We start from the raw sequence: 14,330 nt of genomic DNA, 5'->3' as shown, positions 1-14,330 counted from the left end.
GGAACGATAGTAGTGGTATCAGTGTCGCTACGCAAAGGATTCATCATCAATCGGAATCATCTGTGTCATGATTTCCACCGCTTTAAACTTTTACGCCCGTCAAATTGCTCATTGCGTGGCAATTTGGCGCAAAATACTATGTACTGACAAACAAATGGCGAGGAAGTTCGCCTTCATCGACGCGTCTGTGACGCACGCAAAAGTACAAGGCTATGGCACAAGAGATCGAATTAAAGTTTATCGTCGAAAAAGACAGCGCTGACGCGCTCCGCCAGCATCTGAATACGCTGTCCGGCGAGCACCATGAACCCGTACAGCTGCTCAACATCTATTACGAAACGCCGGACAACTGGCTGCGCAACCACGATATGGGTCTGCGCATCCGGGGTGCGAACGGGCGCTACGAGATGACGATGAAAATCGCCGGTCGCGTGGTGGGCGGTTTGCACCAGCGTCCGGAATACAATATCGACATCAGTAAGCCAGAACTTGAGCTGGATCGTTTTCCGGCGGAAGTGTGGCCGGAAGGGACGCTGCCCGCAACGCTGTCGGCAGAGGCGCAACCGCTGTTCAGCACCGATTTCTGGCGCGAAAAATGGCTGGTGACGGAAGGCAAGAGCCGCATTGAGATCGCCTTTGATCGGGGTGAAATTAAGGCGGGTGAAGAGCAGGAGCCGATCTGCGAACTGGAACTCGAACTGCTGGAAGGCGAGGCGAGCGACGTGCTGAAGCTGGCGCACAAGCTGGTGAACCAGCCTGGCCTGCGTCAGGGCAGCCTGAGTAAAGCGGCGCGCGGCTATCACCTGGCCGCCGGGAATGCGCCGCGCGTGCTGCGAGAAACCCCGATTCTGCGCGTTGTGCCGAAAGCCTCCGTTGAGCAGGGCATGGAAGCGGCGCTGGAGCTGGCGCTCTCTCAGTGGCAGTACCACGAGGAGCTGTGGGCGCGTAACGTGAAAAATGCCAAAAAACAGGTGCTGGCCGCTATGGGGCTGGTGCGTCATACCCTGACGCTCTTTGGCGGCATTGTACCGCGTAAAGCCAGCACTCACTTACGTGATTTGCTCACTCAAACCGAAACGCTGATGCTTTCCGACGTGTCGGCACAAACGGCGATCTACAGCCCGCAAAACGCCAGCGCGAAACTGGCGCTGACCGAGTTTCTGGTGACGCGCGGCTGGCGTATTTTCCTCGATGCGAAAGGGCAGACCAAAATCGCGGAAAACTTCAAACGTTTTGCGGATATCCACCTCTCCCGTCACGCGGCCGAGCTGAGAACCACCTTTGCGCATCCGCTGGGCGACCAGTATGGCGATCAGCTTCCCCGCCTGGCGCGTAACATCGACAGCATGTTGCTGCTGTCGGGTGCGTATGAGGGCGTGAAGGCCCAGGCCTGGCTGGAGAACTGGCAGGGGCTGAAGCATGCCATCGAGACCCGTCAGCAGATCGAGATCGAGCATTTCCGCAACGAGGCCATTTCGCAGGATCCGTACTGGCTGCACAGCGGAAAACGTTAATTCTGGCAAGGAACCCCTGATATGCCGCTTTCTTCGCAGTTACAGCAGCACTGGCAGACCGTTTGCGAACGCCTGCCTGAGTCGTTACCCGCGTCATCGTTAAGCGAGCAGGCGAAAAGCGTGCTCACGTTCAGTGATTTTGTGCAGGAGAGCGTCAGCGCCAACCCGGACTGGCTGGCAGAGCTGGAAAGCGCGCCGCCGCAGGCTGACGAGTGGCGGCATTATGCTGGCTGGCTGCAAACCGCGCTGGCAGAGGTGGCAGACGAAGCCACGCTGATGCGCGTTCTGCGTCAGTTCCGCCGCCGGGTGATGGTACGCATTGCCTGGGCGCAGGCGCTGGAGCTGGTGAGCGAAGAGAGCACCTTGCAGCAGTTGAGCGAACTGGCGCAGACGCTGATTGTCGCCGCGCGGGACTGGCTCTACGCCGCCTGCTGTAAAGAGTGGGGCACGCCGTGCAACGACGAAGGGGTTCCGCAACCGCTGTTGATTCTGGGGATGGGCAAGCTGGGCGGCTGCGAGCTTAATTTCTCCTCAGACATCGATCTGATTTTTGCCTGGCCGGAGAACGGCTCCACGCGCGGCGGTCGTCGCGAGCTGGACAACGCACAGTTCTTTACGCGCCTGGGGCAGCGGCTGATTAAGGCGCTGGATCAGCCCACCCAGGATGGTTTTGTCTACCGCGTGGACATGCGTTTGCGTCCGTTTGGCGACAGCGGTCCGCTGGTGCTGAGCTTTGCCGCGCTGGAAGATTATTACCAGGAGCAGGGTCGCGACTGGGAGCGTTACGCGATGGTCAAAGCGCGGATCATGGGTGACAGCGACGATGCCTGGGCCAACGAGCTGCGCGCCATGCTGCGCCCGTTCGTGTTCCGCCGCTACATCGACTTCAGCGTGATCCAGTCCCTGCGAAATATGAAAGGGATGATTGCCCGTGAGGTGCGTCGCCGTGGCCTGAAGGACAACATCAAGCTCGGCGCGGGCGGTATTCGTGAGATCGAATTTATCGTCCAGGTCTTCCAGCTGATACGCGGCGGGCGTGAACCTTCTCTGCAATCCCGCTCGCTGCTGCCGACGCTGAGTGCTATCGAGCAGCTGCATCTGCTGCCGGAAGGCGATGCGCAAACGCTGCGTGACTCTTATCTTTTCCTGCGTCGTCTGGAAAATTTGCTGCAAAGTATCAACGACGAACAGACCCAGACGTTACCGGGCGATGAGCTGAACCGGGCGCGTCTGGCCTGGGGGATGCGGGTGGATGACTGGGCGGCGCTGACGCAACGGCTGGAAGCGCATATGGCGGGCGTGCGCCGCATCTTTAACGATCTGATCGGCGACGACGAAAGCGAATCGCAGGACGATGCGCTCTCCGAGCACTGGCGCGAGCTGTGGCAGGACGCGCTCCAGGAAGATGACACCACGCCGGTGCTGGCGCACTTAAGCGACGATGCCCGCCATCGCGTGGTGGCGCTGATTGCCGATTTCCGCTTCGAACTGAACAAACGCGCCATTGGCCCACGTGGTCGTCAGGTGCTGGATCATCTGATGCCGCATCTGCTGAGCGATGTCTGCTCCCGCGAGGATGCGCCGGTGCCGCTGTCGCGCATGATGCCGCTGCTGAGCGGGATCGTCACGCGTACTACTTACCTTGAGCTGTTAAGCGAGTTTCCCGGCGCGCTGAAGCACCTGATTTCCCTCTGCGCCGCGTCGCCGATGGTAGCCAACAAGCTGGCGCGATACCCACTGCTGCTGGACGAACTACTCGACCCGAACACGCTCTATCAGCCGACGGCGACGGATGCCTACCGTGACGAGCTGCGTCAGTATCTGCTGCGCGTACCGGAAGAGGACGAAGAGCAACAGCTTGAGGCGCTGCGTCAGTTTAAGCAGGCGCAGATGCTGCGCGTGGCGGCGGCAGATATCGCCGGTACCCTGCCGGTAATGAAAGTGAGCGATCACTTAACCTGGCTGGCGGAAGCGATCATCGACGCGGTTGTCCATCAGGCGTGGGTGCAGATGGTGGCCCGCTACGGGCAGCCGAAACACCTTGCAGAACGCGAAGGGCGCGGTTTCGCGGTGGTGGGGTACGGCAAGCTGGGCGGCTGGGAGCTGGGCTACAGCTCCGATCTGGATCTGATTTTCCTCCACGACTGTCCGGCAGACGTCATGACCGACGGCGAGCGTGAAATTGACGGGCGGCAGTTCTACCTGCGCCTGGCCCAGCGCATCATGCACCTGTTCAGCACCCGCACCTCATCCGGCATTCTGTATGAAGTGGATGCGCGTCTGCGCCCGTCCGGTGCGGCAGGCATGCTGGTCACCTCCACGGAGGCTTTCGCCGACTATCAGAAGAACGAAGCCTGGACGTGGGAGCATCAGGCGCTGGTGCGCGCCCGCGTGGTGTATGGCGATCCGCAGCTCAAAACGCAGTTCGATGCGATCCGCAAGGCGGTCATGACGACCCCGCGCGAAGGCAGTACGCTGCAAACCGAAGTGCGGGAAATGCGGGAAAAAATGCGCGCGCACCTTGGCAACAAACATCGCGATCGCTTTGATATCAAAGCCGATGAAGGCGGCATTACCGATATTGAGTTTATCACTCAGTACCTGGTGCTGCTGCACGCACACGATAAGCCGAAGCTGACCCGCTGGTCGGATAACGTGCGCATACTCGAACTGCTGGCGCAGAACGACATTATGGACGAGCAGGAGGCGCAGGCATTAACTCGCGCCTACACCACGCTGCGTGATGAGTTGCACCATCTGGCCTTACAGGAACAGCCGGGCCATGTGGCGCTGGACTGTTTCATCGATGAACGCGCGCAAGTGACCACAAGCTGGCAGAAGTGGCTGGTGGAACCGTGCGTAACAAAACAAGTGTGATATTATCGCGCGCAAATTGTGAATCTTTCTGGAGTCAGGAATGAAAGTAACACTGCCAGAGTTTGAACGTGCTGGAGTTATGGTTGTCGGTGATGTGATGCTGGATCGCTACTGGTATGGGCCGACCAGCCGTATCTCTCCGGAAGCGCCGGTGCCGGTAGTTAAGGTCGACACCATTGAAGAGCGTCCAGGCGGCGCGGCAAACGTGGCGATGAACATAGCCTCGCTGGGCGCGCATTCGCGTCTGGTGGGCCTGACCGGCATTGACGATGCGGCGCGTGCCCTGAGTCAGTCGCTGGCGGACGTGAACGTGAAGTGCGACTTCGTTTCTGTTCCGACCCACCCAACCATCACCAAGCTGCGCGTCCTGTCGCGTAACCAGCAGCTGATCCGCCTCGATTTCGAAGAAGGATTCGAAGGCGTTGATCCTGAGCCGCTGCACGAGCGTATTAGCCAGGCGCTGGGCAATATCGGCGCGCTGGTGCTGTCTGATTATGCCAAAGGCGCGCTGGCGAGCGTGCAGACCATGATCCAGCTGGCGCGTAAAGCCAGCGTACCGGTGCTGATCGATCCGAAAGGCACCGATTTCGAGCGCTATCGCGGCGCAACCCTGCTGACGCCAAACCTCTCTGAGTTCGAAGCGGTGGCGGGCAAGTGCAAAACTGAAGAAGAGCTGGTTGAGCGCGGCATGAAAATCATCGCTGATTTCGAGCTGTCTGCGCTGCTGGTGACCCGTTCCGAGCAGGGCATGACGCTGCTGCAACCGGGCAAGGCGCCGCTGCATATGCCAACTCAGGCGCAGGAAGTGTACGACGTGACCGGTGCCGGTGATACGGTGATTGGCGTGCTGGCGGCGACGCTGGCGGCGGGGAATTCCCTGGAAGAAGCGTGCTACTTCGCAAACGCCGCGGCGGGCGTGGTCGTTGGTAAACTCGGGACCTCCACCGTTTCGCCAATCGAGCTGGAAAACGCGGTGCGCGGGCGTGCGGATACCGGCTTTGGCGTCATGACCGAAGAGGAGCTGAAAGTGGCCGTCGCCGCCGCGCGCAAACGCGGTGAAAAAGTGGTGATGACCAACGGCGTGTTCGACATCCTGCATGCGGGTCATGTCTCGTATCTGGCGAACGCGCGCAAGCTGGGCGATCGCCTGATTGTGGCGGTCAACAGCGATGCCTCAACCAAACGTCTGAAGGGTGAAACGCGTCCGGTGAACCCGCTGGAGCAGCGCATGATCGTGCTCGGCGCGCTGGAAGCGGTGGACTGGGTGGTCTCATTTGAAGAAGACACCCCGCAGCGCCTGATTGCCGGAATTCTGCCTGACCTGCTGGTGAAGGGCGGCGATTACAAACCAGAGCAAATCGCAGGTAGCGAAGAGGTCTGGGCGAATGGCGGTGAAGTGATGGTGCTCAACTTTGAGGACGGGTGTTCAACCACCAACATCATTAAGAAGATCCAGAAAGACAGTCAGTAAAAAACGGGCCTGTTGGCCCGTTCGTTTTTCACCCTCTCCCTGTGGGAGAGGGCTGGGGTGAGGGCATCAGGCCGCACTTATGCCTGGTCATCCACCGGTGGAATAGCTGGCGCTGGCTTCACTTCTTCCGGCGCATTGCGGTTTTCCAGCTCGGTCAAACGTTGCTCCAGCAGCGCCAGCTTCTCGCGGGTGCGCAGCAGCACCTGCGTCTGCACGTCAAACTCTTCGCGGCTGACTAAATCAAGGCGAACCAACTGTGCCTGCAACGTCTGGCGGATTTTCTTCTCAACGTCATCACCAAACTCACGAATACCTTTCGGCATGGACTCATGAACCTGACGCGCGATCTGCTCAATTTTCTTTGGGTCAATCATTGTCGTTTCCCTTGATGAAAAGGTGTTAGTGCCTATTGTAGCGTGTCATGCCGCGGGTTAAACAAAATTGTTTGAAGCTTATGCATTGCCCAGGGTAATCAATAGCGTTATAGTTATCTCGCTTATTCTCAGGGCGGGGCGAAATTCCCCACCGGCGGTAAATCAGCATAACGCTGAAAGCCCGCGAGCGCTTTGGGTGAATTCTCAAAGGTCAGCAGATCCGGTGTAATTCCGGGGCCGACGGTTAGAGTCCGGATGGGAGAGAGTAACGATCCAGTCGGGCATGGCCCGCTCACGTTATTTTTTTGCCGCTAGTACGGCGCTCCTAAGACTGCCCTGATTCTGGTAACCATAAAGTTAATGAGGTTTTTTTACCATGAATCAGACGCTACTTTCCTCTTTTGGCACTTCAACTCAACGTGTTGAACATGCACTGGATGCACTGCGCGAAGGCCGCGGTGTGATGGTGCTTGACGATGAAAACCGTGAAAACGAAGGCGACATGATTTTTGCCGCCGAGAACATGACCGTTGAGCAGATGGCGCTGACCATCCGTCACGGTAGCGGCATCGTATGCCTGTGCATCACCGAAGACCGTCGCAAGCAGCTTGATCTGCCGATGATGGTTGAAAACAACACCAGCGCCTTTGGTACCGGCTTCACCGTGACCATTGAAGCGGCGCATGGCGTAACCACCGGTGTGTCGGCGGCTGACCGCTTGACTACCGTGCGTGCAGCGATTGCTGATGGTGCGAAACCATCCGATCTGCACCGCCCTGGTCACGTCTTCCCGCTGCGCGCGCAGCCGGGCGGCGTGCTGACCCGTGGTGGTCATACCGAAGCGACCATCGATCTGGTGACGCTGGCTGGCTTCAAACCCGCAGGCGTGCTGTGCGAACTGACCAACGATGATGGCACCATGGCGCGCGCGCCGGAGTGCATCACCTTTGCGCGTCTGCACAATATGCCAGTGGTGACGATTGAAGATCTGGTTGAGTACCGCCGCGCGCACGAGCGCAAAGCCAGCTGAACATGCTGATGTGAAAAAGCCGGGGAAACCCGGCTTTGTTGTTTCTAGTGGTAGTTAATTTTGAACAGTACCACGGTTTCAAACGGCCCGGACTGAATCGCTTTCCCTTCCTCCCGTGAAAGCTCAGCCGTGTAGTTTTGCTCAACATTCATAGTATCGCCCGTAAAATCGGCGTACTCCTTGTACTGGTTAAAGGTGTAAGGCTCCGTTCCGTTAAGAATACGCAGCTTTAACCCATTCCCTATCAGTACTGCGGTGTCGTCTGCACTGAGCGTTTCGGTTGTGTAAAACGACGAGTCCATCTTAAATCCGTCCGAGCACTGGGCATCCTGCACTTTGGTGGTTCGTATTGAAAACGTGCGCATACGCGTCTGCTGATTCACAATGTCGCGCGCGCTGAAGGTGCCGAAGTCGATCTCCTGATTTTCAGGGAAAATGCTAAACGTCGCCCCGCAATCAAGCACGGTAATGTTTTGCAGCCCGTTGATGTGATACTTGAGGTTCTTCGCGTCGGCCATCTGATTAACGCCGCCCTTACCGTCAAACTGCACAACGATGTAATCGCTGAGCGAGCTGACATAACCATGCGGCGGCATAGCCTTAATTCTCACGAAAAGACGCAACCGGGCAACGAACGTGCGCGTAATGTGGATATCATCCGGATTGCCGGAGCAGATACGATTTTCCCAACCCATCTGGCGGATTTGATCCGGGGTGTAAATGTTGATGTTATCGTTGTCCAGGCACTGGCGGGTATCCACGCCGTTGGGCTGGCCCGTGGCATCGTAATCTATGCCTTCATAGGTGACGCCCAGTTCATAATAGGGATCGGTTGCGGCAGGATAAGGGTTTACCCACGCAAAGACATCTTCCGGCTGAAAATTGCTCGTGACGTTGTTGTCGCAGGTCACCGGAATTTTAATGTCATCAGACTCCCATATTTTTTGGCCAACCTGAGCGTTGCTGGGTATGGCAAAAGGGGTGATCGTTTTTGTCTCCTCGACGGGGCCGCCAGATCCACCCAGATAGCAGTTGAGGGCCAGCGCGTCTTTCAAAGGCAGCGCTGAAAGCAGCAGGGTAACCAGCAAACTAGCGAGCTTTCGCATCTTTATCGATTTTCCGTTCGGTAAGTTTACATAGCGCCGTTCCGGTGCACTGCACGTCGACTTTTTTTAGGGCGCCGTAATCGTCGATATAGCCGATGCTGTAATAACTACCGTGGTAATCGCCGGTAGAGGCGGTTGCCGTGGCGAAAGGCGCAATCATCAGACTGTCGAAACCCGGCAGCATGGTTTTGGCATTTTTGCTCAGCCACGCCAGCGTGATGTAGTACGGCGTAGGGTTGTGGATCGTGAGTCCTTTCGCGCTGGCGGTAATTTCCATTCGCATTTCAGTCAGTTCGCCAGATTTTTTGCGAATCGCTTCCGGACGCCAGAACAGCTTAATTCGGCTCTGCATGGCAACCTGCATCACGCTGCGCTCCTCGCTGGCGCTGGTGCTTTTTGGCGGTACTTCACGCAGGTTGAAATAAAACAGCGATTCCCTGTCTTTTGGCAGCTGGCGGGTAGCGGCTTGTTTAACAATTCTTACCTGCGACGAGGCGCCCGCTTCGATACGTTGAATGGGGGGAAGCGCCATAAAGTGCGCATCTTCTTTTTGCCCCTTTTCATCTTCAATCCAGGAGAGCGCCAGATAAGGCAGCGCCTTGCTCTGATTGTCCACTCTCAGGCTACTGGCCTTGTCGCTTTCAGGAAAAACAATGCGCGTGCGGTCCAGGTTAATGGCCGCGTGGGCGGTAAATGCTGTGCTGATTAGCATCAGGCACAGGCTTTTAATCGGCGTTAATTTCATGATGATTTCTTACTGACACGGCAGTATCAACTGCATGCTGTTTTCTAAGTGAGAAGGTAACGAGAAGCGACACTGTTGGTTGTCGCCCCATGTCACGCGAAACTGCTGTTCTGGCTCAACGGCGCCGAGCCAGACGTGGCCTTCATCGGCCACCATCCCAACCTGCAAATCGCTTTCTTCCAGGCGAACAATCGCCCCGAGCGGTGGCGTTCCTGATGGCATCCGCAGAACGCCTGCCACGTCCTTACCTGCGCGCGTGGCAATCTGACGATAACCAATGGCCCCCTCAGTCCAGGTTGAGGTCACGACGCGGCTGTCCACGTCCACGCCATCCGGAAGGTTGTTCATATTGACCTGCACGCTGGAGGGGGAATAGCTGGAAAATGACGGTAAAACGCCGATGCCAAAACGGTTGGTTTCATCGCGCGACATGTTCAGCGGGATATTGCCTACCCCGTCGGTGCTGACCATTACGCGGGGTTCATTACCGTAGCTGCGCCGGTGCAGCGCGGCGCCTTTCGCCGTTGAGGTGAAGGAACCGCTCCAGCTCGCGCTAAGGGAGCTATATTCGTCAGCTTTATAGCTGCCGGAGAGATTGAGATCGCCGTACGCAGAATAATGCTGATAATTCCCGCTGACCTGCGCGCCGGAGTCTGGCTTCCCGCTCTCCGCGCCTGCGGAAACGCCCCAGGTATTATTGCGATCCGACGTGTCATACCACGACACGTTATGGCTCAGCGTGTCGCTGTTACGCAGGTCATAGTTAAGTCGATGATCGGGATCGAGCGGTACGCTGAGTGAGAGATAAAACTGAGTATCGTCATTTTCGTCTTCCTCGTCGTAATGCGTTTTACTCCAGGACAGGGTTACGCCAAGGTTCTTCCAGCGACCCATATCAAAGTTGTAGCCCGCCGTGATGCTGCCGGTCGTGGAGGGTGAATCATTCCACCATGTCTGACGCAGCATATTGACGTACAGGTTCAGGGATAACGCCGAAATGTACTGGCTTGCCGTCACGCTCAGGGTTTGTTTTTCCGACTGGAGGTCACCGTCGTCATAATCAAGGTAGCGGGCGTAGCTCAAAAACTGTGGGTCTGAGTAGCGGTAGCTGGCGAGCGTAAGCTGACTGCCGGTGGTATCGAAACGCTTGCTGTAGTTAATGCGATAGCTGTAACCCGTCTGGCTGCGCTGGTGTGGCAGCTGGCTGGTGGCCTGCGTGACGTCAAAAGAGAGCGCCCCCAGCCAGGCCATATTCTGGCCGATCCCGGCAGCGACGGAACGATAGCGGTCGCCATCGGCCAGCGTGCCGCCATACAGGGAGGTGTGCGACAGCATGCCCCAGGAAAATTCGCCGCTCATGAAGGCGTGGTCTTCAACGTCATGGGAGGCGCCCTGGCGCGCTTTACCCGCCGCGAGCTTGTAGCGCACCTGGCCCTTGCGCGTTAAAAACGGCACGGATTCAGCCGAGACCTGGAAGGTGCTGACGCGTCCGTCCTCTTCCGTGACTTTGACGTCCAGCGTGCCCTGAACCGACTGGTTAAGATCCTGAATAACAAAAGGACCTGGCGGCACTTTACTCTGGTAAATCACGCGTTCGGCAAGGCTTACGGTCACCGTGGCGTTGGTTTGCGCTATCCCGGTAATCTGCGGGGCATAGCCGCGCAGCGACCATGGCAGCATACGTTCATCGCTGATGAGCGATGCGCCGGTGTATGTGAAGGCGTCAAAAATGGCGGACTGGAAATCCGTTTCACCCAGCGTCAGTTTCGCACCGAGCGAGGGCAGAGGGCGGAACATATACACGCGTGAAAAACGTCCATCATGCTCCGAGCCTGCGTCCGTATGGCTTTGCGTGTACTGATAATCGCTGCGTAGCCGCCACGCGCCCATGTTCGCACCGGCGGTGCCATAGGTATTGGCGTTGTCATTGCTGCCGCCGCTATTGGGCTGATAATGGCTGGCAAAAAGATTGTAATCCAGCAGCACGCCCGGCACGCCGTTGTCCCAGGTGGATGACGGCATCCAGTCAACCGCACGGTATTGCAGCCACGCCTGGGGGAGCGTTACTTTCAGGGTCTGGCTGCCTTGCTCAAAAGTAAATTTGATGTCGGGTCTGGCGGCGAAATCAACGCATCCCTCTTTTTCCGGCAAAGCCTGACGAACGTCATCCTGCAATGCGAATGTATCGGCCAGCTCGGGGGGAATACAGACCTGAACTGCGTTATTTATTTCTCGCCAGCGAAGCTGCCAGCCATTTGCCAGCGGAATATCATTGACGGCAACCGTAACGAAATAGCTCCCCGGCGTAACCGATATTTGATCTTTAAAAAGTGATAAATCGACGCTGCCGCGCTGATCTTTATCGATGGCGTTTATATTAAATTCAGTGGCAGAGGCAATTTTCGTCATTAACAGGGACGCAATGATGATTATCCATTGTAATTTGTATGTCATCATCCTGTTACTCGAATAAATAAAGAGTGCCGACCGGCTTGGATTGCCAGTCGGCTGATACCGTGACGTAACGGAATTATTTGTACATCAGGACGTAGTTAGCCGTGGCTTCAACCTGGCCTGCCGTCGCAGTTTTACCTGTAGGGACTTCCATAACCGCTTTGAAATGCAGCGTCTGGGTGGTTGAACCCGCCAGCAGATCAAGCTCTTGTTGCTGCCCAAGCGTGATGTTACTTTCCGCGTTATCCAGCAGACGGACGCCCACGTTCTGCGCACCGTTTGCAAAGGTGTTGCTCATCAGGCTGGTATCCGTCGCATCTGTCGCTGCGCTGGTGAAGGTCACATCCACTTTGGTAATTGGCGTGTCGGTTTCGTCTGCCGGATCGTCAAGCTGGCAGTTTTCCAGATTGATATCGACCGGAACTGGCGTGGATTTTTTGTTGGCGTTGATAACGGCCGTAGTCACTTCACCCAGGTCGACTTCTTTATCAACGCTGTCTGGAGCGATGCTGCACGGTGCGTCAATAACCACGCCTTTGAATTTGATTTTGCCTGAGCCTTGATCATCAGCAAACGCAGAACCCGATACAATGGCAGCCATAGCTGCCGCTAACAATAATTTCTTACCCATATACATGAAAATATCCTTTTTCAGAGTGATTCGTAATGTGAATATTAATTTCAGAATGCTCGCAAAGTATACGGATTGGGGAAGGGTGACGCGATTAACGTGACTTAAATATATTTTTAGATGGGTTTAATTAATATTTTCAGGCTATCTTAAGAGGCGTTGTTTTTCGAAATTTTAATAGGTTTAAGTTTTGTGGGTTATTATAGGTGAAATATATAGGATTGTTTTTTTGAATAATATAAAGCCTCCGTATAAAACGGAGGCATAAATTGTTAGCCAATACCTGCCGTTTGCAGCAGTACCAGACTCATCCCCATCACTGACATTCCACACAGTACGCCGTAGCTGGGGTTATTGTTGGGATCGATCTCTTTCGCCAGCGGCATCAGTTCATCGACAGAGAGCGCGACCATAATCCCGGCCACGGCAGCCATAATCGCAGCCATCACGATCGGGGAGACGAGGCTACCGAGGATCAGCCACGCCAGCACGCCGCCGAGAATTTCAGCCATCCCGGAGATACCCGCCCAAAAGACAGCCGTACGTTTTGAGCCCGTGGCGGCATAAACGGGTCCGGCAACGGCAAGTCCTTCAGGAATATTGTGCAATGCCACGGCCAGCGCTACACCAAAACCCATTTCCAGGTTGCTGCTGGCCGTGACATAGGTAGCGATACCTTCCGGAAAGTTATGCAGGCTGATACCCAGCGTCAGCAGAATGGCCGTGCGTTTGATATTGCCCGGAATGGGAGTAACGCTTTTTTGCATTAAATCCTGCGGGTGCGCGTGAGGAAGAATACGGTCGAGCGCAAAATAACCCAGCAGACCAATGATAAACATGCCATAGCCCAGAACAGGCGACATGCCTTCGGTGTGAAGCGCGGCGGGCAGCATCTCCATCAGCGAGATAAGCAGCATGATCCCGGCGGCGAAACCCAGCGAGAAGGCCAGAAGGCGATTAGAGGGTTTTTGCCCGAGTACCCCGAGGAACGCACCGATAAAGGTCGCGGCGCCCGCAAGTAAGGTCAAAATCAACGGTACTGACATGCATTCTCCTTAAGCGATATCTGACATTCAAATTTCCTGATGATGATCTTCACGGTTATCTGCGTTCATCTTCACCTGAATGCGCGTAATGTAGGCCCATCACATTGACACCTCCTCTAAGGATATCACCATGTCTTCTTCTCGTATGCCAGCACTGTTTTTAGGCCATGGCAGCCCAATGAACGTCCTGGAAGATAACGTCTATACCCGCGCCTGGCGTGAACTGGGTGAGACGTTACCGCGTCCGAAGGCAATTGTGGTGGTCTCTGCGCACTGGTTTACCCGGGGTACCGGCGTGACGGTCATGGAAGCGCCAAAAACGATTCATGATTTTGGCGGCTTTCCGCAGGCGCTGTATGACACGCATTATCCTGCGCCGGGCTCCCCTGAGCTGGCGCAGCGGCTGGTTGATCTGCTCGCCCCTGTTCCGGTTGCGCTGGACAAAGAAGCCTGGGGCTTTGACCACGGCTCATGGGGGGTGTTGATCAAAATGTATCCGGATGCCGATATTCCGATGGTGCAACTGAGTATCGACAGTACCAAACCGGCTGCCTGGCACATGGAGATGGGGCGTAAGCTGGCTTCGCTTCGTGATGAGGGCATCATGCTGATTGCCAGTGGCAACGTGGTACACAATCTGCGTACGGTACGCTGGCACGGTGAAAATACGCCGTACCCCTGGGCAACAGCTTTTAATGACTATGTAAAAGACAACCTGACCTGGCAAGGGCCGGTCGAACGGCACCCTTTGGTGAACTATCTGGATCACGACGGCGGTTCGCTCTCTAACCCGACGCCGGAACACTTCTTGCCATTGCTGTATGTATTAGGCGCATGGGATGGTCAGGAGGTTATTACAATCCCGGTCGACGGCATTGAGATGGGGAGTTTGAGTATGCTGTCGGTGCAGGTGGGGTAAACACATGTCGGGTGGCGGCTTCGCCTTACCCGACCTACATATTGAGCGTAGGCCCGGTAAGCGTAGGGTATGAACCGGAAACATGGGTAACACTTTAGACCGGATACATGGGTAACAGTTATAACTGGCATAGAAGAGGAGACTCGCTATGCCCTGGACTGAG

The 14,330-nt window shown here is 56.1% G+C and carries 11 protein-coding genes and 1 riboswitch; of the genes, 5 read left to right on the top strand and 6 right to left on the bottom strand.

All coding sequences use genetic code 11. From position 1 onward, the window contains the following. Positions 1–212 precede the first annotated feature (212 nt). From ACNQ0W_RS18320 to hldE, 3 genes are read left to right on the top strand one after another with little or no spacing between them, the layout of a single operon-like run. Complete coding sequence (locus ACNQ0W_RS18320) at positions 213–1,514, top strand: inorganic triphosphatase (RefSeq protein ID WP_039269735.1); 1,302 nt, start codon at positions 213–215, stop codon at positions 1,512–1,514. A gap of 21 nt (positions 1,515–1,535) precedes the next feature. Continuing rightward, positions 1,536–4,391 (top strand): bifunctional [glutamate--ammonia ligase]-adenylyl-L-tyrosine phosphorylase/[glutamate--ammonia-ligase] adenylyltransferase, encoded by a 2,856-nt coding sequence (gene glnE, locus ACNQ0W_RS18315; RefSeq protein WP_062933643.1) that lies wholly within the window; start codon positions 1,536–1,538, stop codon positions 4,389–4,391. A 40-nt stretch (positions 4,392–4,431) separates the two neighbouring features. Further along, positions 4,432–5,862, top strand: coding sequence for a bifunctional D-glycero-beta-D-manno-heptose-7-phosphate kinase/D-glycero-beta-D-manno-heptose 1-phosphate adenylyltransferase HldE (gene hldE / locus ACNQ0W_RS18310; RefSeq protein WP_032672014.1), 1,431 nt, complete (start codon positions 4,432–4,434; stop codon positions 5,860–5,862). A gap of 77 nt (positions 5,863–5,939) precedes the next feature. Here the strand turns inward: hldE and ubiK are convergent, their stop codons facing one another. Further along, positions 5,940–6,236 (bottom strand): ubiquinone biosynthesis accessory factor UbiK, encoded by a 297-nt coding sequence (ubiK, locus tag ACNQ0W_RS18305; RefSeq protein ID WP_003862539.1) that lies wholly within the window; start codon positions 6,234–6,236, stop codon positions 5,940–5,942. A gap of 120 nt (positions 6,237–6,356) precedes the next feature. Then, positions 6,357–6,507, top strand: a riboswitch (FMN riboswitch). 105 nt (positions 6,508–6,612) lie between these two features. Here ubiK and ribB point away from each other — a divergent pair. Then, positions 6,613–7,266, top strand: a complete 654-nt coding sequence (gene ribB / locus ACNQ0W_RS18300) for a 3,4-dihydroxy-2-butanone-4-phosphate synthase (protein WP_015571897.1) — start codon at positions 6,613–6,615, stop codon at positions 7,264–7,266. A 44-nt stretch (positions 7,267–7,310) separates the two neighbouring features. On the opposite strand, the gene ACNQ0W_RS18295 is transcribed toward ribB, so the two are convergent. The 5 genes from ACNQ0W_RS18295 to zupT all read right to left on the bottom strand — a co-directional run bounded on the left by ACNQ0W_RS18295 (position 7,311) and on the right by zupT (position 13,248). Next, entirely contained in the window at positions 7,311–8,372 is a 1,062-nt protein-coding gene (locus ACNQ0W_RS18295) for a fimbrial protein (protein WP_062933642.1), read from the bottom strand. Continuing rightward, positions 8,356–9,117 (bottom strand): molecular chaperone, encoded by a 762-nt coding sequence (locus tag ACNQ0W_RS18290; RefSeq protein ID WP_062933641.1) that lies wholly within the window; start codon positions 9,115–9,117, stop codon positions 8,356–8,358. Before ACNQ0W_RS18290 ends, ACNQ0W_RS18295 begins: the two co-directional genes overlap by 17 nt. A 9-nt stretch (positions 9,118–9,126) precedes the next feature. Next, positions 9,127–11,574 carry a fimbria/pilus outer membrane usher protein gene (locus ACNQ0W_RS18285; protein ID WP_074135747.1) on the bottom strand — a complete coding sequence of 816 codons (2,448 nt, stop codon included), beginning with the start codon at positions 11,572–11,574 and terminating at the stop codon, positions 9,127–9,129. Between the two features lie 73 nt (positions 11,575–11,647). After that, a complete protein-coding gene (locus ACNQ0W_RS18280; RefSeq protein ID WP_062933639.1) occupies positions 11,648–12,208 on the bottom strand; it encodes a fimbrial protein in 561 nt (186 codons plus the stop codon). 266 nt (positions 12,209–12,474) lie between these two features. Next, positions 12,475–13,248 carry a zinc transporter ZupT gene (gene zupT, locus ACNQ0W_RS18275; RefSeq protein WP_015571892.1) on the bottom strand — a complete coding sequence of 258 codons (774 nt, stop codon included), beginning with the start codon at positions 13,246–13,248 and terminating at the stop codon, positions 12,475–12,477. Between the two features lie 130 nt (positions 13,249–13,378). Here zupT and ygiD point away from each other — a divergent pair, with 130 nt between their 5' ends. Continuing rightward, positions 13,379–14,167, top strand: coding sequence for a 4,5-DOPA dioxygenase extradiol (gene ygiD / locus ACNQ0W_RS18270; RefSeq protein ID WP_116329981.1), 789 nt, complete (start codon positions 13,379–13,381; stop codon positions 14,165–14,167). The last annotated feature ends 163 nt before the right edge of the window (positions 14,168–14,330 follow it).

It is taken from the genome of Enterobacter cloacae complex sp. 6730903, assembly GCF_048283985.1.
In the GTDB taxonomy this organism is placed as follows: Bacteria; Pseudomonadota; Gammaproteobacteria; order Enterobacterales; family Enterobacteriaceae; genus Enterobacter; species Enterobacter hormaechei_C.
Note: the sequence above shows the minus strand (reverse complement) of the source record. Positions and strands in the feature narration are given on the sequence as shown.